This is a genomic window from Azospirillum formosense, assembly GCF_013340925.1.
Taxonomy (GTDB): Bacteria; Pseudomonadota; Alphaproteobacteria; order Azospirillales; family Azospirillaceae; genus Azospirillum; species Azospirillum formosense.
The window spans coordinates 1-24,870 of the sequence record NZ_WHOR01000005.1 but is presented as its reverse complement, the minus strand read 5'-3'; the positions used below and the strand labels follow the sequence as shown (position 1 = coordinate 24,870).

General features: G+C 69.0%; 20 protein-coding genes. 16 read left to right on the top strand and 4 right to left on the bottom strand.

Annotated elements, in window-relative coordinates:
- Nucleotides 1-11 precede the first annotated feature (11 nt).
- The 4 genes from GBZ26_RS01505 to GBZ26_RS01490 are packed head-to-tail and all read left to right on the top strand — an operon-like array spanning nt 12 to nt 6,293.
- Entirely contained in the window at nt 12-1,487 is a 1,476-nt protein-coding gene (locus GBZ26_RS01505; RefSeq protein ID WP_174437287.1) for a GntP family permease, read from the top strand.
- 49 nt (nt 1,488-1,536) lie between these two features.
- On the top strand, nt 1,537-2,637 hold the full coding sequence (locus GBZ26_RS01500; RefSeq protein WP_174437286.1) for an efflux RND transporter periplasmic adaptor subunit: 1,101 nt from the start codon (nt 1,537-1,539) through the stop codon (nt 2,635-2,637).
- Complete coding sequence (locus tag GBZ26_RS01495; protein ID WP_174437285.1) at nt 2,634-5,708, top strand: efflux RND transporter permease subunit; 3,075 nt, start codon at nt 2,634-2,636, stop codon at nt 5,706-5,708. The genes GBZ26_RS01500 and GBZ26_RS01495 overlap by 4 nt, the downstream gene beginning before the upstream one ends.
- A 39-nt stretch (nt 5,709-5,747) precedes the next feature.
- Complete coding sequence (locus GBZ26_RS01490) at nt 5,748-6,293, top strand: hypothetical protein (RefSeq protein WP_246653820.1); 546 nt, start codon at nt 5,748-5,750, stop codon at nt 6,291-6,293.
- A 111-nt stretch (nt 6,294-6,404) separates the two neighbouring features.
- On the opposite strand, the gene GBZ26_RS01485 is transcribed toward GBZ26_RS01490, so the two are convergent.
- The 4 genes from GBZ26_RS01485 to GBZ26_RS01470 all read right to left on the bottom strand — a co-directional run bounded on the left by GBZ26_RS01485 (nt 6,405) and on the right by GBZ26_RS01470 (nt 10,119).
- The gene (locus GBZ26_RS01485) at nt 6,405-7,019 is read right to left on the bottom strand and encodes a DAK2 domain-containing protein (RefSeq protein WP_174437283.1); all 615 of its coding nucleotides are present in this window, start codon (nt 7,017-7,019) and stop codon (nt 6,405-6,407) included.
- 2 nt (nt 7,020-7,021) lie between these two features.
- Entirely contained in the window at nt 7,022-8,020 is a 999-nt protein-coding gene (locus tag GBZ26_RS01480; RefSeq protein WP_174437282.1) for a dihydroxyacetone kinase subunit DhaK, read from the bottom strand.
- A 146-nt stretch (nt 8,021-8,166) separates the two neighbouring features.
- Entirely contained in the window at nt 8,167-8,973 is an 807-nt protein-coding gene (locus GBZ26_RS01475) for an IclR family transcriptional regulator (RefSeq protein ID WP_174437281.1), read from the bottom strand.
- A 231-nt stretch (nt 8,974-9,204) separates the two neighbouring features.
- Nucleotides 9,205-10,119, bottom strand: coding sequence for a dihydrodipicolinate synthase family protein (locus tag GBZ26_RS01470; protein WP_174437280.1), 915 nt, complete (start codon nt 10,117-10,119; stop codon nt 9,205-9,207).
- 191 nt (nt 10,120-10,310) lie between these two features.
- Between GBZ26_RS01470 and GBZ26_RS01465 the strand changes: the two genes are divergently transcribed.
- The 12 genes from GBZ26_RS01465 to lipA all read left to right on the top strand — a co-directional run bounded on the left by GBZ26_RS01465 (nt 10,311) and on the right by lipA (nt 24,574).
- A complete protein-coding gene (locus GBZ26_RS01465) occupies nt 10,311-11,300 on the top strand; it encodes a Bug family tripartite tricarboxylate transporter substrate binding protein (RefSeq protein ID WP_174437279.1) in 990 nt (329 codons plus the stop codon).
- Between the two features lie 51 nt (nt 11,301-11,351).
- Nucleotides 11,352-12,314, top strand: a complete 963-nt coding sequence (locus GBZ26_RS01460; RefSeq protein ID WP_174437278.1) for a tripartite tricarboxylate transporter substrate binding protein — start codon at nt 11,352-11,354, stop codon at nt 12,312-12,314.
- 55 nt (nt 12,315-12,369) lie between these two features.
- Nucleotides 12,370-12,855 carry a tripartite tricarboxylate transporter TctB family protein gene (locus GBZ26_RS01455; protein WP_174437277.1) on the top strand — a complete coding sequence of 162 codons (486 nt, stop codon included), beginning with the start codon at nt 12,370-12,372 and terminating at the stop codon, nt 12,853-12,855.
- Nucleotides 12,849-14,351, top strand: a complete 1,503-nt coding sequence (locus tag GBZ26_RS01450; RefSeq protein ID WP_174437276.1) for a tripartite tricarboxylate transporter permease — start codon at nt 12,849-12,851, stop codon at nt 14,349-14,351. The genes GBZ26_RS01455 and GBZ26_RS01450 overlap by 7 nt, the downstream gene beginning before the upstream one ends.
- A 91-nt stretch (nt 14,352-14,442) precedes the next feature.
- Nucleotides 14,443-16,035 (top strand): aldehyde dehydrogenase (NADP(+)), encoded by a 1,593-nt coding sequence (locus tag GBZ26_RS01445; protein WP_174437275.1) that lies wholly within the window; start codon nt 14,443-14,445, stop codon nt 16,033-16,035.
- Nucleotides 16,036-16,192: 157 nt separating this feature from the next.
- On the top strand, nt 16,193-18,127 hold the full coding sequence (locus GBZ26_RS01440) for a sigma-54-dependent Fis family transcriptional regulator (protein WP_174437274.1): 1,935 nt from the start codon (nt 16,193-16,195) through the stop codon (nt 18,125-18,127).
- 175 nt (nt 18,128-18,302) lie between these two features.
- Entirely contained in the window at nt 18,303-19,361 is a 1,059-nt protein-coding gene (locus GBZ26_RS01435; protein WP_174437273.1) for an NAD(+)/NADH kinase, read from the top strand.
- A gap of 55 nt (nt 19,362-19,416) precedes the next feature.
- Nucleotides 19,417-20,400 (top strand): thiamine pyrophosphate-dependent enzyme, encoded by a 984-nt coding sequence (locus GBZ26_RS01430; protein ID WP_174437272.1) that lies wholly within the window; start codon nt 19,417-19,419, stop codon nt 20,398-20,400.
- Between the two features lie 42 nt (nt 20,401-20,442).
- Nucleotides 20,443-21,474, top strand: a complete 1,032-nt coding sequence (locus GBZ26_RS01425) for an alpha-ketoacid dehydrogenase subunit beta (RefSeq protein ID WP_137115767.1) — start codon at nt 20,443-20,445, stop codon at nt 21,472-21,474.
- A gap of 18 nt (nt 21,475-21,492) precedes the next feature.
- Nucleotides 21,493-22,626 (top strand): acetoin dehydrogenase dihydrolipoyllysine-residue acetyltransferase subunit, encoded by a 1,134-nt coding sequence (locus tag GBZ26_RS01420; protein ID WP_174437271.1) that lies wholly within the window; start codon nt 21,493-21,495, stop codon nt 22,624-22,626.
- 60 nt (nt 22,627-22,686) lie between these two features.
- Nucleotides 22,687-23,472: an SDR family NAD(P)-dependent oxidoreductase gene (locus GBZ26_RS01415; RefSeq protein ID WP_174437270.1), complete on the top strand. Its 786-nt coding sequence runs from the start codon at nt 22,687-22,689 to the stop codon at nt 23,470-23,472.
- Between the two features lie 181 nt (nt 23,473-23,653).
- On the top strand, nt 23,654-24,574 hold the full coding sequence (gene lipA, locus GBZ26_RS01410) for a lipoyl synthase (RefSeq protein WP_174437269.1): 921 nt from the start codon (nt 23,654-23,656) through the stop codon (nt 24,572-24,574).
- Nucleotides 24,575-24,870 lie beyond the last annotated feature (296 nt).

Genomic DNA, 24,870 nt, shown 5'->3' with positions numbered 1-24,870 from the left:
GAGCCACCGCCATGATCGATCTCGCCGTCGTCCTCGCCGCGCTCGCGCTGCTCATCGTCCTGGCCTATCGCGGCGTGACCCTGCTGATCGCCGCACCGGCGGCCGCGCTGCTCGCCGCCCTGCTGACCGGCGGCCTGCCGATCCTCGGCGCCTACACCCAGATCTTCATGGCCAACACCGGCTCCTTCATCATCGCCTTCTTTCCCCTGTTCATGCTTGGGGCGATCTTCGGCAAGCTGATGGACGACACCGGGTCGGCGCGATCCCTTGCCCGGCTGGTCAGCGGCCGGCTGGGGCCGGACCGCGCGGTCGTGTCGGTGGTGCTGTGCTGCGCCGTCCTGACCTACGGCGGCGTGTCGGCCTTCGTCGTCGCCTTCGCGATCTACCCGGTGGCCGCCGCCCTGTTCCGCGACGCCGACATTCCGAAGCGGCTGATACCGGGCGCCCTGGCGCTGGGCGCCTTCACCTTCACCATGTCGGCCCTGCCGGGAACGCCGGCGATCCAGAACGCGATCCCGATGCCCTTCCTGGGCACCACGGCCTTCGCCGCGCCGGGCCTCGGGATCGTCACAGGGTTCGTGATGTTCGTGCTGGGGGTGTTGTGGCTGGACCGGCGCGCCGCCACCGCAAAGGCATCCGGCGAGGGATACGGCGACCATGACGACGGCACTCCGGTGCTGGACCGCGTGGCGCGCGAACGCGCCCAGTGCGAGGGATTCGACATTGCCGAACTCTCCGCCGAACCCGCGCGGCAGGGACGCGCCGACGCGGAGGCCCTGCCCCCCGCCGCGCTGGCCGTGCTGCCGATCGTCGTGGTCATCGCCAGCAACTTCCTGTTCGTCCAGGTCGTCGCTCCCCGGATGGACACCGCCTTCCTCGCCGAGCCGCGGTTCGGCGCCACGACCATCGAGGCCGTGCGCGGCGTATGGGCGGTCATCGTGGCGCTGTTCCTCGCCATCCTTCTTCTGATCGCCGGCAACTGGAACCGCCTGGGCGATCTGCGCACGAGCCTGGACAGGGGCGCCGACGCTTCGGTCCTGCCGATCTTCAGCACGGCGAGCCTGGTCGGCTTCGGCGCGGTGATCGCCGCCCTTCCGGTCTTCGGGACGATCAGCCAGGCCGTTCTGGCCATCGGCGGCGGCAATCCCCTGGTGTCGGTCGCGGCGTCCGTGGCGGTTCTGTCCGCGATGACCGGCTCGGCGTCCGGCGGCATGAGCATCGCCCTCGACTCGCTCGGTCCGGCCTTCGTGGACATGGCGCAGGCGTCCGGCTTTTCGCTCGACGTGATGCATCGGGTGACGGCGGTCGCCTCGGGTGCGCTCGACGCGCTGCCGCACAACGGCGCCGTCATCACGCTGCTCACCGTCTGCAGGCTCAACCATCGCGACTCCTATGGCGACGTCTTCGTCGTCGCCGCCGCCATACCGATGCTCGCCCTGGTCGTCCTGATCGTTCTGGCCAGCCTGCTCAAGCGCCTCGGGGTCTAGGGCGAACGTCACATCGGGATCGCCGGACGCCGCAAGAATGGGGGAATGCGTGAACCACAATCGAGCCGAACGCGCACACCGCCGATGGGCTCTGCTCGCCGTCGCGCCGTCGATCCTGCTCGCGGCTTGCGGTTCCGGCGAGGAACCCGTCGCGGACCCGGTCCGCCCCGTGCGGGTGGTGACGGTCGCGAAGCATGAGGGCGGCGAGACCCTGTCGTTGACCGGCCAGATCCAGGCGCAGGACGAGGTCAGCCTCGCCTTCCGCATCGACGGACGGATGATCGAGCGCCTGGTGAATGTCGGCGATCAGGTCGAAGCGGGGCAACCCATCGCGCGCCTGGACCCCGAACCCTCCCGCAACGCCCTGAGAATGGCGCAGGCGAACCTGAGCGCCGCCATGGGACAGCAGACGCTGGCACGCAACGACTACGAACGGCAGGAAACCCTCCTGGGCCAGGGCTGGACGACCCGCGCCCGCTACGACACCGCGGCGCAGGCGCTGAAGGCCGCGGCGGCGCAGGTCGATTCGGCGCAGGCGCAGTTCGACACCGCGCAGGATAACCTGGGCTACACGGAGTTGGTGGCCGACGGCGCCGGCACGGTCACCGCCCGCGGCGCCGAACCCGGCGAGGTGGTGGCGGCCGGCCGCATGATCGTGCATCTGGCCCGCCGGGACGGGCGCGACGCCGTTTTCGACGTTCCGGCACCGGTGTTCCGGATCGCCCCCGCCAACTCGGTCGTCACGGTGTCCCTGGCCTCCGACCCCGCGGTGCAGACCATCGGGCGCGTGCGCGAAGTGGCGCCGCAGGCCGATCCGGTGACCCGCACCTTCACGGTCCGGGTCGGCCTTCAGGACCCGCCCGACGCGATGCGCCTCGGCTCGACCGTCAACGGGTCGATCCAGGTCGGCGGCGTGGGCGGCTTCGAGATTCCCGCAACGGCCCTGACGCAGGCCAACCGGCAGCCGGCGGTCTGGGTCGTCGATCCGGCGACGGGCACCGTCGCGTTGCGCAACATCGACCTCGAACGCTACGACCTCGCCCGCGTCATCGTCGCGCGCGGCCTCGAAGCCGACGAGGTCGTGGTCACCGCGGGGGTGCAGGCGTTGCGGCCGGGGCAGAAGGTGCGCATGCTCGGGGCCGGGCCATGATGAGCGGTTTCAATCTCTCCGCGTGGGCGATCCGGAACCGCTCCCTGGTCCTCTTCCTGATGATCGGGGTCGTCCTGGCGGGAACGGTCGCGTTCCTGAAGCTCGGCCGGGCGGAGGACCCGGCCTTCACCATCCGCACCATGGTGGTGCAGGCGCAGTGGCCGGGCGCCACCCTGGACGAAACGCTCCAGCAGGTGACCGAGCGGATCGAACGGACGCTGCAGGAGGTGCCGAACCTCGACACGTTGCGCAGCTACACGGTTCCCGGAACGACCGTGATCTTCGTCGATCTGGTCGGCAGCACCCAGGGCCGCGCGGTGAGCGACACCTGGTACGAGGTGCGCAAGAGGGTCGGCGACATGCGCCACACCCTTCCGCAGGGCGTCCTCGGCCCCGGCTTCAACGATGACTTCGGCGACACCTTCGGCATCATCTACGGCTTCACCGCCGACGGGTTCACGCACCGCGAACTGCGCGACGCCGTCGAAGACGTCCGTTCGCGCCTGCTGCTCGTCCCGGACGTCTCGAAGATCGAGCTTCTGGGCGAACAGGACGAGCGCGTCTACGTGGATTTCTCGCTGGAGACGCTGGCCGGGCTGGGGGTCGAGCCCGGCGCCCTGATCGCCGCGCTGCAGGCGCAGAACGCGGTGCGTCCGGCCGGCGTGCTGCGCACCGGCAAGGAGGCGCTGTCCCTGCAGGTCTCGGGCGCCTTCACGTCGGAGCAGGACATCCTCGACGTCAATTTCGTGGCCGGGGGGCGCATGCTGCGCCTGCGCGATCTGGCCGAGGTGCGCCGCGATCTGGCCGATCCGCCCCAGCCGCTGTTCCGGGTGAACGGCGAGCCGGCCATCGGGCTCGCCATCGCGATGCGTCCGGGCGGCGACATCCTCGCCCTCGGCCGGAACGTCTCGGCGGCGATGGCGCGCATCGGCGCCGGCCTGCCGATGGGGATCGAGGCGCATCTGGTGGCCGATCAGGCGCGCACGGTCGACGAGGCGATCTCCGACTTCATCACGTCGCTGTGGCAGGCCGTGGTCATCGTGCTGATCGTCAGCTTCGTCGCGCTCGGCCTGCGCGCGGGCGCCATCGTCGCGATCACGATTCCCTTGACGCTGGCCATCGTCTTCGCCGCGATGGATCTGCTCGGCATCGACCTCCAGCGCATCTCGCTGGGCGCGCTGATCATCGCGCTCGCCCTGCTGGTGGACGACGCCATGACCACCATCGACGCGATGACCCGGCGGCTCGCCGCCGGCGACCGGATGGAGGTCGCCGCCGTGTATCCCTACAAGGCGCTGGCGGTCGCGATGCTGTCCGGCACGCTGGTGACCATCGCCGGTTTCGTGCCGATCGGATTCGCGCAGAGCTCCGCCGGTGAATACACCTTCTCCATCTTCGCCGTCGTGGGCATCGCGCTGATCGCGTCGTGGCTCGTCGCGACCGTCTTCGCACCCGTCCTGGGCATGATGCTGCTGCGGCCGCCCAAGCCGGGGCGGGGCGGAGAGCCCGGCGCCGTGCTGCGGCTGTACCGCCGCCTTCTGGGCGGGGCGATCCGGTTCCGCGGGGTGACCATCGCGACGACGCTCGGCCTGTTCGTCGCCGCGATCCTGGCGCTGGGCCTCGTGCCGCGGCAGTTCTTTCCGCCGTCGGACCGGGTCGAGCTTCTGGTCGATCTCCGCCTGCCGCAAAACGCCTCAATCCACGCCACGCGCGAGGCGGTGGAACGGTTCGACGCGCTGCTGGCCAAGGAGCCGGGGATCGCGCGCTGGAGCAGCTATGCCGGGCGCGGCGCGATCCGCTTCTACCTGCCGCTGAACGTCCAGCTCGCCAACCCCTTCATCGGCCAGACGGTGGTCGTGACCACGGACATCGCGGCGCGCGAACGGCTGCAATCCCGTCTGGAGACCCTGCTGGCCGAGGAGTTCCCGAATGCCGTCGCGCGCGTGTACCCCCTGGAACTCGGGCCGCCCGTGGGATGGCCGCTGCAGTACCGCGTCGTCGGGCCGGACCCGAGCGAGGTGCGCGAGATCGCGCTGAAGCTCGCGCAGGTCGTCGCGACCTTTCCCGAGACGCGACGGATCAATTTCGACTGGATGGAAACCGCCCGCAAACTGCGGGTGCGGATCGACCAGGACGAAGCGCGGCGCCTGGGCCTGAGTTCGGCCGCCGTCGCCACCATGCTGAACGCCGCCGTCTCGGGAAGCCCCGTCACGCCGATCCGCGACGGGATCTACCTGATCGACGTTCTGGCGCGGGACGCCCGCGGGCAGACCCTGTCGGTGGAAACCCTGCGCAGCCTGCCGGTGTCCCTGCCGAACGGGCGGAGCGTTCCGCTGAACCAGCTGGCGTCCTTCGGCTACGCCCAGGATCTTCCGCTCGTCTGGCGGCGCGGACGGCAGCCGACCCTGACGCTGCAGGCGGACGTCGCGCCCGGCGTCCCACCGGAATCCGCCATCGACGCCCTGGCGCCCCGCATCGCCGACCTGTCGGCCGCCCTGCCGCCGGAATACCGCATCGAGGTCGGCGGAATCGCGGAGGAAAGCGCCAAAAGCCGCGCGTCGGTCTTCGCCGTCGTCCCCCTGATGCTGCTTCTGGTGCTGACCGTGCTGATGGTCCAGCTTCGCAGCTTCCAGCGTCTGGCGATGGTGCTGAGCGTGGTGCCGCTCGGCCTGATCGGCGTCGTTCTGGCGCTGCTGGCGTCCGGCCAGCCGCTCGGCTTCGTCGCCATATTGGGGGTCCTCGCGCTCGTCGGCATGATCGCGAAGAACGCCGTCATCCTGATCGAGCAGATCGAGGCGGAGCGGGCCGCCGGACATGGCATCACGGACGCCGTGGTCGAAGCCTGCGGCTCCCGGTTCCGCCCGATCATGCTGACCGCCGCCTCCACCGTGCTCGGTCTCATCCCGATCGCCTTCACGGTGTTCTGGGGTGCGATGGCCTTCGCGATCATGGGCGGCCTCCTCGTCGCGTCGCTTCTGACGCTCGTCTTCCTTCCGACGCTCTATGTGGCGTGGTTCGGCCGCCGCGAGACGGTGCGCAAGCCAGCTTCGGCTCGTCCATCGGCGGTGTGACCGCCTTTGGACATTCGGTCTTGAACGCGGGAGATGAGGATGCCGCTGGACACGAAGAACGACGTCATCGACATCAGGCTCTGCCACCTGTCGCAATTGTTCGACAGCGTCGATCCGTCGCCGTTCCGCGAAGGCACTCTGACGTCGGGCGCCGAGGAGTATTTCCTGAGGCGTGTGAAGGAACAGCCCGCGAATCAGCCGGTTCGCATCGTGATCCATCTTCCGGCCGAGGAGATGACGCGGTATCCGCGGTTCGACGTCGCCGCCGCGCTGACCGGCCATTTCGCCGCCTGTGCCGCCGGCGAGGCGAAAAGGAATCGCGAGTCGATCCGAACCTGGCGCCAAGCGGCCTTGATCGGCTTCGTCGTTCTGTCGATCTGCCTTTTCCTTGCCTGGCAGATCTCCAACAACTTTCCGGCTCGCCCGATGACCCGGATTTTGCAGGAAAGCTTCGTCATCCTTGGTTGGGTCTCGGTCTGGAGGCCCATCGAGACCTTTCTTTACGAGCTGCTGCCGCCGGACAAACGCCGCCGCAAACACCTGCTGCATCGCCTCTCGTCCGCCGACGTCGTCGTGTGCGATTGATTTCGGCGCAGCCGCCGATCGATCATGCAGGCCCCGCGCCCAGGCCTTGGCGGCCTGGGCCGAGGTCGCCGACCCGCCATTCGCTGCCTGACCGAGCGAGCCGACGGTGCCTCACGCGCCACGCCGGCAGATGCTCTCGGTGAGCCGCGCGAAAGCGAGCATGCCGGGATCATCCACGCCGATGCTCTTGTCGGCATACATGCGGGCACGTCCCATGCGGCAAGGTTCGTTCCGGAAGCGGACGAGCGCCTCGTCACAGGCTGCGACCGCTCCTGCGCGGATCGCGGCCTGATTCCCGGCGCCGGCCAGGGCCGAGGTGACCGCATCGAGCGCATCGACCACGGTCTTGTCCCCAAGCTTCGCGCCGCCTCGCGCCATGACGGCATCGCGCGCCTGTTCGAGAAGGGGAGCCAGTTCGCTCCAGGGGATTTCGGTCCGCCCCTTCGTCCTCTTCGACATCGTCAGGAGCCCGGTCGCGAGCAAGGTGCCGAGGCTCGATCCCGTGGCGGCGGTCGCGGCCTTGGCAAGGATGCCCAGGCTCACCCCGACATCGTCGATCCCATCCATCCGCTGCCCGGCCATGAGATCCAGCACCCGGCGCAGCATGCCGCCGGTGTCCCCGTCGCCGAGCCTGGCGTCGGCCGCGTTGAGTTCCTGTTCAAGGGTCGTCATGCGCGCGTGCGCGAGGGCGACACCGGCGGCGATGTGCGTGACGGTCAGGCCCATGGTCAACCAACCTTCCAGAAGGGGCAGGATGCCGGAGCGGCGAGAAGCCGTTCCAGCTCATCGTCGAGGAAGCAAAGGCTGAGCGACACGCCGGCCATTTCCATCGAGGTCACATAAGGCCCGACCAGGGGCTGGACGACCGCCAGCCCAGCCTTGTCCAGCCGTTCCGCGACGCGCCGGTACAGGATGAAGAGCTCTTCCAGGGGGGTGGCGCCGAGGCTGTTGACCAGGACCGACACCCGGTTTCCGCTTCCCTCGGGGCGTTCCGCCAGAAGGCGGTCGAGCATCTCGTCCGCGACGGCATCCGCCGGCTTGAGCGTGTCGCGCCAGATGCCGGGTTCGCCGTGGATGCCGATGCCCATTTCCATGTCGCCTTGGGCGATGCGGAACGACGGTTCCGCCGCACCGGGGATCTGGCAGGACGAGAGGGCGCAGCCGATGGTCCGCGTCCGCTCCACGGCCTTCGCCGCCGCCGCGGTCACCTCGGCCAGCGAGGCGCCCTCGTCGGCCCGGGCGCCGGCGATCTTGTAGGCGTAGACGATGCCGGCGACGCCGCGCCTCTTGCTGCGTTCCTCGGGGGCGGCGCTGGCGATGTCGTCGGTGCCGAGCACCGTGCTCAGCTCCAGGCCCTCGTCCTCCAGGAACTCCCCCGCCATGTCGAAGTTCATACGGTCGCCGCCGTAGTTCCCGTACAGGCGCAGGACACCGCGCCCGCCGTCCGCCGCCTTGATCGCGGCCATGCAGGAATCCACGGTGGGGCCTTCGAAGACGTTGCCGATCGAGCAGGCGTCGACGAGGCCCGGACCGACATAGCCGGTGAACAGGGGCAGGTGTCCGGATCCGCCGCCGGTCACGATGCCGACCTTGCCCGACCGGGCGCCTTCGGTGCGGCGGATCACCCGGCCCGCCGGTCCATCGCGCATGAGTGACGGATGGGCGGCGCACAGCCCGTCAAGCATCTCGTCCACATAATGCGCAGGATCGTTGATCAGCTTCTTCACGATGGATTCCTCCCGTTGCGCCGCGTCCGCGCGCCATGACAGCCCTCCGCCCGCAGCGCTCCGGCGCGTCGGTGCCTGGAAGGATTCGATGGTCGGATGCGGGCTTGTGGGGCTTGGGGCCGGACGCTGGGGCCCGGTCCCGCCCGTTACGTGATGGGTGTGGTGAGCGCCAGCGCCGCGGCGTCGTCACCGTTGCTGTAGCCCAGCTGGAGCGAAATCGACTCCGCGTGGCTCATGACGACCGGGGCGAGGCTCTGCACCCGTTCGTGCGTCATGCGCGTGGCGGGGCCGCTCACGCTCACCGCGGCGAAGACATGGCCGCTGGTGTTGCGGATCGGCGCGGCGACGCAGCGCACGCCGATGTCGATCTCACCGTCGTCGATGGCGTATCCGCGCTGGCGGATCGCCGCCAGATCCTCCCTCAGCCGGTCGGGGTCGGTGAGGGTGTTGCGTGTGTAGGCCGGAAGCCCCATCCCGAGGACGCGGTCGATGACGAGGTCGGATTGGAAGGCCAGGGTCGCCTTGCCGACACCGGTGCAATGGCAGGGCGACGCCTCCATCGTCGTCGTCGCGTTGTTCTGGCCGGACCGGCCCCCCGCGCCCCGCTCGATGAAGACCATCTTCATGCCGTCGAAGACGCACAGGTGGACGGTCTCCCGCGACAGCGTGCTGAGCGCGTCCACGTACGGCTTCGCCACGCGGTGCACGTCCATGTTGGCCAGAACGATCGATCCCAGCTCGAAGAGCTTGATGCCGAGCCGGTACTCGTCGCGGCTGTGGTCCTGTTCCAGGAACCCGATTTCCTTGAGCGTGAGAATAAGGCGGTGTGCCGTGCTGCGCGGAAGCTTGGTCCGGCGCGCCACATCGGCGAGCGACAGCCTGCGGTCGACCGTGGAAAAACATTCAAGGACGCTGAGCATCTTTCCAGCTGACTTGATGTTGTTCGTCTTCAAGAATGCCTGTTCCTTCTGCTCCCCTGCCGGACAGGCGTATCGGGCTTGGCCGTTGAGCCCTGTTCCGCCTGCTTCAGGCGCAGGGCGAAGCAAAGATCGGCCAACCGGCCCTTCGGGGTCAAGTCGTGTCGACGTGCTCATCGTCCCTCCCTGGCGTCCCTCCCTGGGGATGCCACCCTCGCAAGCGCGCTTCCGAGGGTGGCCGGCATTCCATGGCTTCGGCCGACGCGGTTATTCCGCCGCGGCCGTTGTCGGCGAGGCCTCGTAACGAAGCACCTCGCGCAGGGCGGCATCGATGCGCGCCTTCTGCGCCTCGGTGGCGGCGGGCATCGGCTGGCGCGGGACGCCGACCTCGCACCCTTGCCGGCTGAGCGAATGCTTGACGCACCCCGGCAGGTTGTCGCCGTTGATCGTGTTCCAGAAGGCCAGCAGACTCCGGTGGATTTCCAGCGCGCGCGGATGGTCGCCAGCCTGCACGGCGTTCCACAGCGCGACGGTCACGCCGGGCACCGCGGCCGGGTTCGCCGCGATGGTGCCGTGGGCTCCCAGCGCGAAGGACGGGTAGAGAAGCGCGTCGACCGCCGTGAAGACGAGCTTGCCCGGCACCTGCTCGTTCAGCAGATCGGCCATCAGCTTGAGGTCGCCGGCGCTCTGCTTGACGCCGATGACGCTGTCGATCTCCTTCATGATGCGGACCAGGAGCGACGGCGACAGGTAGTTCCAGGGCACCACGTTGTAGATGACGATCGGCATCCGCGTCTCGCTGGCGAGCGTGCGGAAATGCGCCAGCGTCGCGTCCTCGTCGGGTTTGAAGACGTAGTGGACGGGCGTCACCTGCAAGGCCGCCACCGGCAGGTGCTCCAGGGCCCTGGCCTTGGCGATGGCGTCGCGGGTGCTGTTGACGATGATGCCCGCCACAACGGGAACGGCGCCGTCGACCTCCTCGCAGGAAATGGCGACGAGACGCGTCAGCTCCTCGGTCGAGAGGGTGTGCCCCTCGCCGGTGCTTCCTCCAACGCAGGCGCCGTGGACGCCCTTTTGCAGCATGAACCGCACCTGGGCGCGGAACGCCGCCTCATCGATCTCCCCGTCGGCCGTGAACGGTGTGACCAGAGGGGGGATGATGCCGCTCAGCGAAGTTGACATTTGGACGTTTCCTCTTTGTGTGTCCCACATTGCGGTATTTGCGTTCAGCGCCCATAACCTGTCAACGCTGATTAACGTTGTCAATGCTGGTTATATAAGTATGTTGGCTTGACGAACATCCCGTATCGTGGGATACGACAGAAAAGGCAGGGCGCCGAACCGCCCTGCGGCATGTCTTGGAGGAGACGCTCATGATGGGACTGCCCATAGGCAGGCTCGGCCGTGGAACGGCGGCCACCGTTGCCATGTTGACGTGTCTTGCGGGGGCCGCGCCGGCTCTCGCCGAATGGCCCGAGCGGCCGGTGACGCTGATCGTCATTGCCGGGGCCGGGGGCGGCAGCGACTACACGATGCGCCTGCTCGCCCGGGAACTCGAAGCCAAGCTCGGCCGGCCCTTCAACGTCGTGAACCAGCCTCAGGCGTCGGGCGTCGTCGGGATGACGACCTATACGACGGCCAAGCCCGACGGCTACACGCTCGGCCAGATCGCCCCGTTCGCCCAGTACAAGCTGCTGGGACAGGCCGATTTCACGTCGGCGAGCTACACCCCGATCGCCCAGTTCAACGCCGATCCCGCGGCGGTGCACGTTGCGCAGAACTCCCCGCTGAAGAGCGTGGCGGACATCGTGGCCAAGCTTAAGGCGGATCCCGGTTCGCTCCGCATCTCGTGCGGCGGCACGTGCAACGCCAGTTGGGACATCCCCTTCATTTCCCTGCTTCTCGACCAGGGCGTCGATGCCAAGCGGCTCAATCTGATTCCCGCCGCCGGATCGGCGGCCGGGCTGCAGGAACTGGCCTCCGGCGGCGTCGATGTCGTCCTGTGCTCGCTTCCCGAGGTCGACGCGTTGCGCGACGCGGGCCGGGTCCGCAGCATCGCGGTGATGAGCGAGAAACGCATCGAGGGCTACCCGGACGTCGCCACCGTCGGCGAACAGGTCGGCAAGCCGTACAGCGGCGGCACCTGGCGCGGTCTGGCCGGCCCCCCCGGCATGGACCCCGCGCTCGTGGCGCGGATCGAATCCGCGGTGAAGGACGCGTTCGAGAGCGACCGCTTCCAGAGCGAGATGAAGGCGCGCCGGTTCGGGGCGGCCTGGCTTGGACGGACCGAGCTGAGGGCCTTCATGGAGCAGCACGAGCAGGAGACCGCACGCGCGATCAACGCCGTCGGGTACAACAAGTAAGATATCGATCCGATGGCGTGCGCGCCTCGGACGGCAACGGGAGGGAAATCCATGCGCATCAGCGTTCTTGCATCCGTTCTGATGGCTTTCGCCGGTCTGGCCGGCACGGCGCAGGCCGAATATCCCGAGCGCCCGGTGACGATCATCGTTCCGGCGGCGGCCGGCGGCGGCGGCGATACGACGACCCGCATCCTGGCGCGGGAACTGAAGGACATCCTCGGGCAGCCGATCACCATCATCAACCAGGGCCAGGGCGGTGGCGTGGTCGGCCTGACGGCGATCAAGAACGCCACGCCCGACGGCTACACCATCGGGCTTCTCTTCCCGTACGCGGGGTACAAGGCGACGGGACAAGCCGACTTCTCGGCCAAGGACTTCACGCCGATCGCCAACTTCAACGGTGACTCCTCCTCCCTTCTGGTCGGTTCCGGGTCCCGCTTCAAGGACCTGAAGACGGCCCTGGAGGCGATCAAGGCCTCTCCGGGATCCTTCAAGGTTCACTGCAGCGGCGGCTGCGGCAGCGTGTGGGACATCCCGGTGGCCGGCATGATGCTCGACTATGGGATCGACGTCGCCACGATCAAATGGGTGCCGGGCCAGGGCGCCGCACCCGGCCTCATCGAGCTCGCGGCGGGCGGCGTGGATTTCCAGACCGCCTCCCTTCCCGAGGCGTCCGCCCTGATGTCGGCCGGCCGCGTGCGTCCCCTGGCCGTTCTGAGCCCCGAGCCGGTGCCCGGATTCCCCGACGCGCCCACCACCAAGCAGTCCATCGGCACCGCCGTCGACGGCGGAACGTGGCGGGCCCTCGGCGGTCCGGCCGGAATGCCGGGCGACGTGGTCGCGAAGCTGGACGCCGCGGTCGCCAAGGCAACGCAGAGCCCGGCGTACAAGGACGCCATGGCGAAGGCGAACTTCGGGGTCAAGTACCTGAACGGCAAGCAGCTTGAGGAGCTGATGCTGCGGCACGAGAAGGACACCGCCCGCGTCATGGACGCCCTTGGTTACGGCAAGTGACCAGCGGGGAGCCGGGCAAACCATGCATTCCTTCTGACGGTGGAGGCTATCCGCCATGAAAGTTCAAGACGTCCTCGTCGGTCTGTTCTTCATCGTGATCGGCATCCTGATGATCGACCACGCGGCCGACCTGAAGCCGCCGCGCCACCTCAAGTTCGGCCCCGGATTCTTCCCGCTGATCATCGGTTCGGGGCTGATCCTCGTCGGAGGGGTCATCGCTCTGCTCGGCCTCCGCACCTTGCGCACCGAACCCCTCTGGCACCGGCCGGAGTGGTCGCGGACCCGGCAGGGCTGGGTGCGGTTCTGCTCCATCCCCGCCGCGATCGCCCTCTACGTGCTGATCGTCGACGCGGCCGGCTTCCTGCTCACCGCCGTCCTGGTGATGGTCCTCGTGCTGGCCGTATCCGGTGTGCCCCTGCGCCGCAGCGTGCCGGCGGGAGCCGTCACCGCGGTCGTGCTGACGGCGATCTTCGCCTCCGTGCTCCACGTACCCCTGCCGTGGGGACCGCTTCAGACCATTTCGGGGTGGCTGCTATGGTGATCCTTACGGACGTTCTCGGCGTCCTGCTCGACGTCCACTTGCTGCTGGTGATCGTCGCTTCGGCCATCTACGGGCTGGTGCTGGGGGCGATCCCCGGCCTGACCGCGCTGATGGCCACGGCCCTGCTGGTGCCGGTCGTCATGTTCATGGAACCCGTGCCGGCTATCGCGGCCATCATCACCTCCTCCGCCATGGCCATCTTTGCCGGCGACATCCCGGGCGCGCTCATGCGCATGCCGGGCACGCCGGCGTCGGCGGCCTACACCGACGACGCGTACAGCCTGACGCGCGAAGGCAAGGCCGGACTGTCCCTCGGAGCGGGCCTGTTCTCCTCGGTCCTGGGGGGCCTGCTGAGCGCCCTGGTCCTGACCCTGGCGGCTCCGAACCTCGCCGAACTGGCGCTTCAGTTCAGCAGCGTGGAATATTTCTGGCTCGCGGTCCTGGGCCTCAGCTGCGCGACCTTCGTCGGCGGATCGTCGCTTCTCAAGGGGGTGGCGGCCCTGCTGTTCGGGCTGGGGCTGTCGACCATCGGGATGGACCCGGTCTCCGGAACCCCCCGCTTCACCTTCGGCGTCACCAATCTGCTCGGCGGCCTCGGCCTGATTCCGCTGCTCATCGGCGTCTTCGCGATCTCCGAGCTGCTGCGCACCGTGACGCTTCCGCCAACCGACGAACGGCGGGCGCAGCCGGCGGTCGGCTCGGTCAGCGCCGGGATGGGGCGCCTGATGTGGCGACACCGCCGCGAGGTCCTGCGCGGAAGCACGCTGGGAACGCTCGTCGGCGCTCTGCCGGGGGCCGGCGCGGACATCGCCGCATGGATCTCCTACGCGGTCACCCGCCGGTCGCAAAAGGGCAAGGACCCGAACGCCCTCGACCAGAAGGTCGAACGCCTCATCTCCGCCGGCGCGGCGAACAACGCCAGCCTGGGTGGAGCCTACATCCCGGCGACCGTGTTCGGAATTCCCGGCGACGCGATCACCGCCATCGTGATCAGCGTCATGTTCCTGAAGGGTCTCAACCCCGGCCCGACCATCTTTCTCAACAACCCGACGGCGATCTACTCGATCTTCGCGATCTTCTTCGTCGCGAACCTCCTGATGATTCCGCTGGGCATCCTGTGCATCCGCACCTTCGGCCTGATCCTGAAGGTGCCGAGGACCTACCTGACACCGATCATCCTGCTCTTCTGCATCGTCGGGGCCTTTTCGGTCGAGAACACGCTGTTCGCGGTCGGAATCATCGCCATCGTCGGTCTGCTCGGCTATTTCATGGAAGCCAACGACATTCCGGTCGCTCCGGCGGTGCTCGGCCTGATCCTCGGGCCTGTGATCGAGCAGACCTTCATGACGTCCATGCTGAAGAGCGGCGGAGACGTGTCCGTGTTCTTCGACCGCCCGCTCGCCATCGCCCTCGCGGTGGTGACCCTCGGCTCCTGGGCGCTGGCGGGCGCCTTGAAGCTCGTGGACGCAGCCAAGGCGCGCCCCGTCCTGACGTGACGCGTCGGCTGCTCATCATCGTGACCACGCGCGGAGGGCTCCCAGGAGTCCTCCGCGCTGCAATTCAAGAACCCCCTGACAGGAACGTGCCATGACGATGACTGGCGAGATGCTGATCGGCGGCGGCGGCGTGTATGGCAAGGGCGTCGCCTTCCGGGCAGTCGACCCCGCCACCGGCCGCGAGATGGAGCCGGCGTTCGGCGGTGGCACCGAGGACGAGGTGGAGCGCGCCTGCGCTCTGGCCTGGGAGGCGTTCGACATCTTTCGTGAAACGGGCCCGGAGACCCGCGCCCGTTTCCTGGAGACCATCGCCCGGCGCATCCTCGACCTGGGCGACGCGCTGGTCGAGCGGGCCGTTGCCGAGAGCGGCCTGCCGCGTTCCCGTATCGAGGGCGAGCGCGGCCGGACCGTCGGCCAATTGCGCCTGTTCGCCCAAGTGGTGCGGGAGGGCGGTTGGCTCGACGCCCATATCGACCGGGCACAGCCCGAGCGCAGCCCCCTGCCGCGGCCCGACCTGCGCCAGCGCCACATCGCGCTGGGCCCGGTGGCGGTGTTCGGCGCCAGCAACTTCCCGCTGGCCTTTTCCGTGGCCGGCGGTGACACCGCGTCGGCGCTGGCCGCCGGTTGCCCGGTGGTCATCAAGGCGCATCCCGCCCATCCCGGCACATCGGAACTGGTCGGGCGCGCCATCCAGGCTGCGGTTGCCGAATGCCGCCTGCCGGACGGCGTGTTCTCCATGCTGTTCGATTCCGGCCATGCGGCCGGAACCGCGCTGGTTGCCGATTGGCGCATCAAGGCCGTGGGCTTCACCGGTTCGCGCCGGGGCGGCATCGCGCTGATGAACGTCGCGGCGGCGCGGCGGGAGCCCATCCCCGTCTATGCCGAGATGAGCAGCGTCAACCCGATATTCCTGCTGCCCGCCGCGTTGGAGACGCGCGCGGAGACGCTTGGCAAGGCGTTCGCCGCCTCGTTGACCATGGGCGCCGGTCAGTTCTGCACGAATCCGGGGCTCGTCCTGGCGGTGGACGGCCCCGGCCTGGACCGTTTCCTGGAGGCGGCTTCGGCAGCCTTGCGGGAGAGCGCGGCGGCCACCATGCTGACACCGGGCATCCACGCCGCCTATGACGACGGCGTGCGCCGGCTGACGGCACGTTCGGACGTGCGGACGGTCGCGCGCGGGCAGGCCTGCGCCGGGCCGAACCAGTGCCAGGCGGCGCTGTTCGCCACCGACGCCGCGGCCTTCCTGTCCGACCCGGGCTTGCAGGAGGAGGTGTTCGGCTCCGCCTCGCTGGTGGTCCGCTGCCCCGAGGTGGCGACGATGCGCGCGGTGGCCGAGCGTCTGGAGGGCCAACTCACCGCCACCGTGCACACCGACGACGCGGACGCCGACATGGCCCGCCAGCTCTTCCCGACGCTGGAGCGGAAGGCTGGGCGGGTGCTGTTCAACGGCTGGCCGACGGGGGTCGAGGTGTGCCACGCCATCGTCCACGGCGGCCCCTTTCCGGCGACCTCCGACAGCCGCACCACCTCGGTGGGGGCCCTGGCGATCCGCCGCTTTTTGCGCCCCGTCTGTTACCAGGATGTTCCGGCGGCGCTGCTGCCCGAGGCGGTTCAGGACGGCAACCCGCTGAACCTGTGGCGCCGTGTCGACGGCGATCTCCAGGGGCCCGTCGGGAGGGGTTGAGCGTCAGTCAGTCATTGGGGTGTGGCGCATTTCCGGGCCGCAGCACAGGCTGCCTGCAATACTATTGCACAAATTGCCTGTGCGACGCGGCGCTTGATATATTGCTCCGATTCGGCTGACCAGATCAGAGCGCTTGCGCTCCAGGGAGGATACGCTGATGGAGAACGCCAAAGCGGCGCACATCAACGAATTGGTCCGCGTCTCGGAAGGGATCGCGTCGAAGCGCGACGCCATCATCACCGCATCCTGGCGCCGGTGCGTGGCCGATCACAAGCTGGACCCGACCGTCCGGCGCGAGGCCTACATCCTGCCGCACGAGCGCCTGTGCCTGCACCGCGACGCGATGGACGAGTTCCTGCGCATGGCCCGTTTCGGGCTGGAGGCGCTGTATCATCAGGTGGCCGGCATGGGCTACGCCCTGCTGCTGACCGACAGCAACGGCGTCACCGTCGACTTCATCGGCGACCGGGCGTCGGACGACGACCTGCGCCGGACCGGCCTCTATCTCGGCGCGGACTGGAACGAGGGCCGGGCCGGCACCTGCGCGGTCGGCACCTGCATCGCCACGGGCGAGGCGTTGACCGTCCACCAGACGGACCATTTCGACGCGACCCACATTCCCCTGACCTGCACGGCGGCTCCGGTGTTCCACAGCGGCGGCGGGCTTGCGGCGGTGCTGGACATCTCCGCGCTCCGTTCGCCGGAGCCCAAGATCAGCCAGTATCTGGCCCTCCAACTGGTCAAGGCCTACACGCACAAGATCGAAAACGCCAACCTCTACAACAATTTCCGCCGGGAGTGGGTGGTCAAGCTCTCCGCCTCCCAGGAGTTCGCGGAAGTCGATCCGGACTTCGTGATCGCGCTGGACGGCGCCGGGCGGATCATCGGCTTCAATCACCGCGCGTGTCGACTGCTGGCCGGCGAGGGGGAGGGCCGGGAGCAACTCATCGGACGATCCTTCTCCGACCTGTTCGACTGCCAGGTGGACGACCTAGTGCGGTTCGTGCGCTCTCAGCCCACCGACCAGCGCACCCTCCGCCTGCGGCGCAGCGGGACCCCCCTGTTCGCGCAGGCGATGCCGCCTCCGGCCATCGCCGTCCCGCGCCCACACAAAGGAGACGAGGGAAGCCTGCCCAAGCCGCTCCAGGCGATGTGCGGCGGCGATCCGGCGCTGAAGGCGGTGCTGACGCGCGCGGCGAAGCTGGTGAACACGCGGATGAGCCTGCTGATCCACGGCGAGACCGGCACCGGCAAGGAGCACCTCGCCAAGGCCCTGCACCAGTCGAGCGTGCGCGCGGCCAAGCCCTTCGTCGCCGTGAACTGCGCCGCGCTGCCGGAGGCGCTGATCGAAAGCGAGCTGTTCGGCCATGAGCCCGGCTCCTTCACCGGGGCCGCGTCGCGGGGCAAGAAGGGGCTGATCCTGGAGGCGGACGGCGGCACGCTGTTCCTGGACGAGATCGGCGACATGCCGCTGTCCTCGCAGACACGCCTGTTGCGGGTCCTGGCGGAGCGGGAGGTCACGCCCGTCGGCCGCACCAGGGCGGTGTCGGTGGACGTGCGCGTCATCGCCGCGACCCACCGCGATCTGGTCGAGCTGATCAAGGCCGGAACGTTCCGCGACGACTTGTATTTCCGTCTCAACGGCGCGGTGTTCACCGTGCCGCCGCTGCGCCAGCGCGGCGACCTCGACTGGCTGATCGACCGGCTGCTGGCCGAGCGGACGGAGCGGGACGGCATCGCCTACGCCATCGCCGCCCCGGCGCTGGCGGCCTTGCGCGCCCATGGCTGGCCCGGCAACGTGCGCGAGCTGGTGAACGCGCTCGACTACGCCTGCGCCGTCTGCACCGACGGGCTGATCGAGCTGATGGACATTCCCGACCCCATGCAGCGCAGCGACGTGTTCAAGGCGTGGCCGGCGGGCGCTCCGACAGCCGCCCCGGACAGCGACGACCCCGCCGTCCGCCTGCGCGAGGTGCTGCGCCGCCTGCACTGGAACGTGTCGGCGGCGGCGCGGGACATGGGCGTGGACCGCTCGACCGTCCACCGCCAGATGCGCCGTTTCGGCATCGTCCCGCCGCACCGGCTGGATTGAGGCATGCAACACCTGTTGCAACGCCCCTGCAACAGGTCATGCAACAGGTGAGGTGATCGCAACACCGCCACTCGTCGCGCAAACCGTTGCGGAACCACGATAGTCAGCCACACGCACATTTGGCACGGCTCTTGCCATAGACCCCTTCAAAACAGCGAAGCGAAGGGGTGGACGCGTGGCACCGGCCGTCGGCATCATTGCCAATCCAGTATCCGCACGCGACATCCGCCGGGTCGTCGCGAACGCGGCGAACCTCCAGATCACGGATCGCGCCAACATCGTCCTGCGGGTGCTGGCCGCGCTGCGCGCCTGCGGGGTCACCGACGTCCTGATGATGCCGGAGCATGGCGGCATCGGGCGCCATGTGGCGCGCGGGCTGTCGCGGGCGGCGGCGCACGGCGAGGCGCCCTACCCCGCCATTCACCCGCTGCCCATGCCGGTCACCGGCACCGTCGCCGACACCCATCGGGCGGCGGACGCGATGCGCCGGGCGGGAGTCGCCGCCATCGTCGTGCTGGGCGGCGACGGCACGCACCGCGCCGTGGTGGCGCACTGCGGGGCGGTGCCCGTGGCCGGCATCTCCACCGGTACCAACAACGCCTTTCCCGAACACCGCGAGCCGACCATCACCGGACTGGCGACCGGCCTGGCGGTGACCGGGCGAGTGCCCGCGGACATCGCCTTCGCGGCGAACAAGCGCATCGACGTGTCGCTCAACGGCCGGGTGGAGGAGATCGCGCTGGTCGACGTCGCCCTGGTGACCGAGCGCTACGTCGGGGCCCGCGCCCTGTGGAAGCCGGACAGCTTCCGCGAGCTGTTCGTCACCTTCGCCGACCCGGAGGTCATCGGCATGTCGGCCATCGCCGGCCTGCTGGAGCCGGTGACGCGGGAGGAGAGCGGCGGGCTGATGGTGCGTCTCGGCGCACCGGCGTCCGGCACGGCGGCGTCCGGCGTGACGGTGCTGCGCGCGCCCATCGCGCCGGGGCTGATGGCCTCGGTCGGCGTCGCTGACTGGCGCCGCATGCCGGCCGGCGTGCCGTTCGTGCCGGAGGTGAAGGCCGGCTCCATCGCGCTCGACGGCGAGCGGGAAATCGCATTCTCGGCGCAAGACCGCGTGTCCCTGACGCTCCGGGACGACGCCTTCCGCACCGTGAACGTGGGCGGCTGCATGCAGCACGCCGCCCAGTACAGGCTGCTGACCGGCGCCCCGGCGCCGGTCACGGCCGAGCTTTGAAAAAACCGCCTCTGAAAAACCTGCCTTTGAAAAACCTGACAAGGGAGAAACGTCCGTGACCGACAATCCTTATCCACTCGACAAAGCGGACCTGCTGCAAGCCTACCGGACCATGCGGACCATCCGCGAGTTCGAGGAGCGTCTGCACATCGACTTCGCCAAGGGCGACATTCCGGGCTTCGTCCACCTCTACGCCGGTGAGGAGGCCTGCGCCACCGGCATCATGATGCACCTGAACGACAACGACCGCATCGCCTCGACCCATCGCGGCCACGGTCATTGCATCGCCAAGGGCGTCGATGTCCACGAGATGATGGCGGAGATCTACGGCCGCTCCACCGGCGCCTGCCGGGGCAAGGGCGGGTCGATGCACATCGCCGACCTGTCGAAGGGCATGATGGGCGCCAACGGCATCCTGGGCGCCGGCGCGCCGCTGATCTGCGGGGCGGCGCTGACCGCCAAGTTCCGGGGCGACGGCGGAGTCGGCATCACCTTCGTCGGCGACGGCGCGTCGAACCAGGGCACCTTCCTGGAGAGCATGAACCTCGCGGCGGTGTGGAACCTGCCGGTCATCTTCGTGGTGGAGAACAACGGCTACGCCGAATCCACCGCCATGGAATGGGCGGTGTCCTGCGACAGCTACATCGACCGCGCCACCGGCTTCGGCCTGCCCGGCGTGACGGTGGACGGCACCGACTTCTTCGCGGTGCACGAGGCGGCCGGCGAGATCATCCGGCGCGCCCGCGAAGGCGGCGGCCCGGCGCTGCTGGAATGCAACATGGTCCGCTTCTACGGCCATTTCGAAGGCGACGCCCAGACCTACCGCGCCAAGGGCGAGGTGGAGAGCCTGCGCGCCAACCGCGACTGCATCACGCTGCTCGCCCAGCGCCTGACCGAAACCGGCACCGTCGCCCCCGCCGAGTTGGAAGCCATCGACCGCGAGGTGAACGCGCTGATCGAGGACGCCGTGCGCTGCGCCAAGGCGGCCCCGCTGCCCGTCGCCGCCGACCTGCTGACCGATGTCTACGTCGCCTACTGAGCGGCCCACGCCAAAGAAACGGCCTTCACCGGAGGAAACACCATGTCCCGCAAAATCAGCATGAAGACGGCGATCAACGAGGCGTTGGACCTCGAAATGCGCCGCGACCCGACCGTCATCCTCATGGGCGAGGACATCGTCGGCGGCACCGGCGCGCCCGGCGAGGACGACGCCTGGGGCGGCGTGCTGGGCGTCACCAAGGGCCTGTTCGCGAAGCACGGCGACCGTCTGCTGGACACGCCCCTGTCGGAATCCGCCTACATCGGTGCGGCCATCGGCGCCGCCGCCTGCGGCATGCGCCCGGTCGCGGAGCTGATGTTCATGGACTTCATGGGCGTCTGCTTCGACCAGATCTTCAACCAGGCGGCCAAGTTCCGCTACATGTTCGGGGGCAAGGCGGAGACGCCGGTGGTGATCCGCGGCATGGTCGGCGCGGGCTTCCGCGCGGCGGCCCAGCATTCGCAGATGCTCACGCCGCTGTTCACCCACATTCCGGGGCTGAAGGTCGTCTGCCCGTCGAACGCCTATGACGCCAAGGGCCTGCTGATCCAGTCGATCCGCGACAACGACCCGGTCATCTTCTGCGAGCACAAGAACCTCTACGGTCATGAGACCGAGGTGCCGGCGGAGTCCTACGCCATCCCCTTCGGCGAGGCGAACGTGCTCCGCGACGGCGATCACGTCACCATCGTCAGCTACGGCCTGACCGTCCACCGCGCCATGGAGGCCGCGGACGCGCTCGCCAGGGACAAGGTGGAGGCGGAGGTGATCGACCTGCGCACCCTGTCGCCCATCGACTGGGACACCATCATCGACAGCGTGGAGCGCACCGGCCGGCTGGTCGTGGTGGACGAGGCGCACCCGCGCTGCAACCTCGCCACCGACATTTCGGCCTTCGTGGCGCAGAACGCCTTCGGCGCGCTGAAGGCCGGCATCCAGATGGTGACGCCGCCGCACACGCCGGTGCCCTTCTCGCCCTCGCTGGAGGACCTCTACATCCCCAGTGCCGAGGCCGTCGCCGCCGCCGTCCGCCGCACGCTGGCCCCCTCCCCCCGCAGCACCCTCGCCGCCTGATCCCGGAGCCGCTTTTTCATGACCACTCCCAACGAGCGCATCAAGCCCATCGTCATGCCCAAGTGGGGCCTGTCCATGTCGGAGGGCAAGGTCACCGGCTGGCTGAAGCAGCCGGGGGCCACCGTCAAGCTGGGCGACGACCTGCTGGAGGTCGAGACCGACAAGATCACCAACGTGGTCGAGGCCGGCGAGGCCGGCGTGCTGCGCCGGGTGCTGGGCGAGCCCGGCACCGTCTACCCGGTGAAGGCGCTGATCGCCGTGCTGGCCGAACCCGACGTGCCGGACAGCGACATCGACGCCTTCATCGCCGGCTACGCCGTCCCCGCCGCCGACGGCGAGGAGGACGGGGCCGACGCCGGCCCGCGCTACGAGTTCGCCGAAACGGCGGCGGGCACCATCCGCTACGCCAGGCGCGGCGACGGGGCGACGACCGTGCTGCTGGTCCACGGCTTCGGCGGCGACCTCGACAACTGGCTGTTCACCATCGACGCCCGGGCGGAGAGCGCCACGGTCTACGCGCTGGACCTGCCGGGACACGGCCAGTCCGCCAAGACGCTGCCCGACCCGACGCTGACCGGCCTGTCGAAGGCGGTGCGGGACTTCATGGACGCGGTGGGCATCGGGGCCGCGCATCTGGTCGGCCATTCCATGGGCGGTGCGGTGTCCATGCGCACGGCGCTCGACGCGCCGGAGCGGGTGGCGTCTCTGTCGCTGATCTGCTCGGCCGGCCTGGGGCGGGAGATCAACCAGGACTACATCACGGGCTTCATCGGCGCGACTTCGCGCCGCGACCTGAAACCGGTGCTGGAAACCCTGTTCGCCGACGCCGGGCTCGTCAACCGCCAGCTGATCGACGACCTGCTGAAGTACAAGCGGCTGGACGGCGTGGACGGTGCGCTTCGGGCCATCGCGTCCTCGATGTTCGAGAACGGGGAGCAGACGGCCGTTCTCGGCGAGGCGGTCGGGGCCGCGACGGTGCCGACGCTGGTCGTGTGGGGCGCGGAGGACCGCATCATTCCCGCCGCCCACGCCACGGCGCTGGGGTCCGCCGCGCGGGTCGAGGTGGTCCCGAACGCCGGTCACATGGTGCAGATGGAGGCGGCCGGGAAGGTGAACGCCCTCGTCAAGGACCACGTCACGAAAAACGCCTGACCTTTCCACCCGTGCGGCCGGCTTGCGGTTCTCCCCCAGGCCGGCCCTTGGAGACGCACCATGCCCACCCTCAAGGACAAGAGCATCATCGTCACCGGCGCCGGCCGCGGGATCGGCGCCACCATCGCCCGCGCGCTCGCGGCCGACGGCGCGCGGATGGTCATCGCCGATCGCACGGAGGACGATGCGAAGACGGTGGCGGAGTCCATCCGCGCGACCGGTGGCGACGCCGTCGCGGTCACGGTGGACGTCCGCGACCGCGCCGCGGTCCGCCGCATGATCGATACGGCCGTCGCCTCCTTCGGACGCCTCGACGTCCTCTTCAACAACGCGGGCGTCGCCCAGACCAAGCCCTTCCTCGACATCACCGAGGAGGACTGGCGTTTCGTCACCGACGTCAACGCGCTGGGCGTGCTGATCGGCATGCAGGAGGCGATCAAGACCTTCCGCGCGCAGGGCGGGGGTGGAAAGATCATCAACACCGCCTCCATCGCCGGCAAGCAGGGGTACGAACCGCTCGCCCACTACTCGGCCAGCAAGTTCGCGGTGGTCGCCCTGACCCAGGCGGCGGCGCGTGCCTTCGGCAAGGAGAAGATCACCGCCAACGCGATCTGCCCCGGCGTCGTCGCGACGGAGATGTGGAAGATCATCGACAAGGGCTTCCGCGACACCGGCCTGACGACGGCCGAGGACGAGGCGTTCAACCAGTTCGCGGCCGGCGCCGTGCTGGGCCGTCCGTCGACGGCGGAGGATCTGGTCGGGGTGGCGCGCTTCCTCGCCTCGTCGGATTCCGACTTCATGACCGGCCAATCCCTGCTGGTCGACGGCGGGATGGTCTTCGCCTGACCGCAACCCGGCGATATCGGGGCGATGCGCACCGTTCAACGGCAAGATTGGCAACGACATAATTGGAAGGATCGAACATGATCGTCTCGCGCGGGTTCGAGGAGCTGGTCCACAACAAGGGCCGGAACGTGAAGATAATCGGGCAGCCGGCGGCCCCGGCCGTCGCGGTGGAATAACGGCCATGCCCGCGTCACCCACTGCGCCTGTTCATCAGGCCGAGAAGCCGGCTTGGCTTCGGGCCCGCGCGCCGTCCACCGGTGCCAACGAGGACACCCGCGCCCTCGTCCGCCGACATGCCCTGCACACGGTCTGCGAGGAGGCCGCCTGTCCCAACATCGGCGAATGCTGGAGCAAGCGGCACGCGACGGTGATGATCCTGGGCAGCGTGTGCACGCGGGCCTGCGCCTTCTGCAACGTGGCGACGGGACGGCCCGACGCGCTCGATCCGCAGGAACCGGACCGCTTGGCCGAGGCGGTTCTGGAGCTTGGCCTTCGCCATGTGGTCATCACCTCGGTGGACCGCGACGACCTGCCGGACGGCGGCGCCCGACAGTTCGTGCGTTGCATCGAACGGGTCCGCGCCGCCTCGCCCACGACGACGATCGAGATCCTGACCCCCGATTTCCGCAACAAGACGGGAGCCGTGGAGACCGTCGCCGATGCCCGGCCGGACGTCTTCAACCACAATCTGGAAACCGTGCCGCGCCTGTACGCGACGGTTCGGCCGGGGGCGCGCTACTATCACTCGTTGCGCCTTCTCGACCAGGTGAAGACTCGGCGCCCGGAGATCTTCACCAAGTCCGGCATCATGCTGGGCCTTGGCGAAGAGCGCGCCGAGGTGCTTCAGGTCATGGACGACCTGCGGGTGGCGGGCGTCGATTTCCTGACCATCGGCCAGTATCTGCGGCCCACGCCGCGCCACCACCCGGTGGTGCGCTACGCCCCGCCGGAGGAGTTCGCCGACTACGAACGCGTGGCGCGGGCCAAGGGTTTCCGGATGGTTTCGGCAAGCCCGCTGACCCGCTCCTCCTACCACGCCGAACAGGACTTCGCGGCGTTGGTGCGACGCGCGGGACAGCCGGTCCCGACAGGGCGGGAATGACGGCGGAACCGGTGCCGGAGGTGCGGGCGGCCGTTCGGCGCCGTGGCGGTCCGTTATCCTTTCGCACGCCCGGCATTCCGCCGTATTCGCTGGAGAGGATCGGCCGAAAGCTGATAGGTTGAGCGAGGCTTCAACCGGCGAAGGGATGTGTCTTGGTGCCGCTGACCGAGAGGACCGCCCAGGGCGATCAGTATGTCCTTCCCGGCGCCGAACGCCGGACCGCGCCCGGCCTGCCCTATGCCGCCGAACCCGACGGCCAGCTCGCCCTGCATTTCTACGAGCCTCTTCGTGCCGAC